Raw genomic sequence first — 1258 nt, 5'->3', positions numbered from 1 at the left:
TGAATACATTGAGATTATCAATTCATCAATGCTTATGGACTTATTATTGTCTCTTTTAACAGGAAATTTATATTTACACAAATATGGTACACAACCATCCATGTAGTTATGTTTAATGATCACTATCCAATATCATAACCATTTGTAATATTATTAAATTCAAAATATAAAATGAAAAATCATTAATGTATTTATTTATGGCCTTATGCCATTCCAGAAGATTCCCTTAATTAATATTTATTCATTATATTATCCAGGCATTTTATTATAACATCAAAATCATTAATATTATCTTTTATGAATGTATATGCAAGCCCATCATCTATTTTCCCATATCTGTGGACAATAATGTTCCTGAAACCTTTCATATTTTTCATTAAATTCCTAATTCTAAAGCTTATAATTTCATTATTGTATAGATTATCTATCATTGAGGAATCATCATCTGGTATTCCAAGATCCAGGATCTGAATTAATTATATAAAAAATGTCCATTAAATTTTCAATGGAATATTCTATCCTTTTGTATATACCATCTTTTATAATGCCAAGTTTCTGGAATTCATCAAATGAATCTGGTAAATTATCTCTTATTAATTCCAAACTTTCCTCAATTTCGGCTATTTTATTCCTTATTACATCCCTTCTCATTGTATCTTCTCCAGGTTTATATAATCGTAATATCCGCGTTTATAATCCTCAAATTCCTCTATTGTTTTCCTAAAAATATCATATATATCCTTATCTTTATAATAGAGAATTTTTCCCTTCAAAACACTAAATCTTATATAAAGTGGCAGATCCTGAAATATGTGCACATCAAAAATGTCATTTATCTCTGAGAGTACATTTAACCTAAATTTGTTTCTCTCATCCTGATTTCCATCATAATAAATGCATAAATCAATATCAGAACCGTTGTGGAATGTGCCATTTGCATAGGAGCCATAATTAACAATAAATTTTATTTTATTTTGTTTATCCAGTTTTTTAATGTAATTAATAGTGCTACTGATTAGATCTGTATACATTAGAAATAAATTATAATTAATATTAATAACTTTTTCTTTCTCATTTCTGTATATGTTCTCCAATAAATATTTTTTATATATTCGGTAAAAATATAATAAGCCTAATAAGGTAATAACGGACCATGGTACTTAATTCTTCTCAAATGGAAGGAATGGAATAATAGAAGATAAGAATAAGTTTCAACAATATTTGGATGATAATAATATAAAGCATATACTGGCAAGGG

The 1258-nt window shown here is 26.0% G+C and carries 3 protein-coding genes and 1 pseudogene; 1 reads left to right on the top strand and 3 read right to left on the bottom strand.

The annotated features are described in order from the left end of the window. Window positions 1-230: 230 nt before the first annotated feature. Genes AOG54_RS10035 through AOG54_RS03690 form a run of 3 tightly spaced genes read right to left on the bottom strand, consistent with a single transcriptional unit; the run spans window position 231 to window position 1031 of the window. A complete protein-coding gene (locus AOG54_RS10035) occupies window positions 231-431 on the bottom strand; it encodes a HepT-like ribonuclease domain-containing protein (protein ID WP_054964383.1) in 201 nt (66 codons plus the stop codon). A 10-nt stretch (window positions 432-441) separates the two neighbouring features. After that, entirely contained in the window at window positions 442-651 is a 210-nt protein-coding gene (locus tag AOG54_RS10030) for a hypothetical protein (protein ID WP_052656814.1), read from the bottom strand. Continuing rightward, window positions 648-1031, bottom strand: coding sequence for a nucleotidyltransferase domain-containing protein (locus tag AOG54_RS03690; protein ID WP_048101998.1), 384 nt, complete (start codon window positions 1029-1031; stop codon window positions 648-650). Before AOG54_RS03690 ends, AOG54_RS10030 begins: the two co-directional genes overlap by 4 nt. 106 nt (window positions 1032-1137) lie before the next feature. On the opposite strand from AOG54_RS03690, the pseudogene AOG54_RS10095 reads away from it, so the two are divergent. Then, window positions 1138-1258: pseudogene (locus AOG54_RS10095) on the top strand (IS481 family transposase); the annotation flags it as partial.

Source organism: Acidiplasma aeolicum (assembly GCF_001402945.1).
Lineage (GTDB): Archaea > Thermoplasmatota > Thermoplasmata > Thermoplasmatales > Thermoplasmataceae > Acidiplasma > Acidiplasma aeolicum.
The sequence above is the reverse complement of the archived record's forward strand: the minus strand, read 5'-3'. Positions and strand labels throughout refer to the sequence as shown.

Coding starts and splice junctions, on each gene's coding strand:
- AOG54_RS10035 (WP_054964383.1), bottom strand. CDS start 431: ATGATAGATAATCTATACAATAATGAAATTATAAGCTTTAGAATTAGG.
- AOG54_RS10030 (WP_052656814.1), bottom strand. CDS start 651: ATGAGAAGGGATGTAATAAGGAATAAAATAGCCGAAATTGAGGAAAGT.
- AOG54_RS03690 (WP_048101998.1), bottom strand. CDS start 1,031: ATGTATACAGATCTAATCAGTAGCACTATTAATTACATTAAAAAACTG.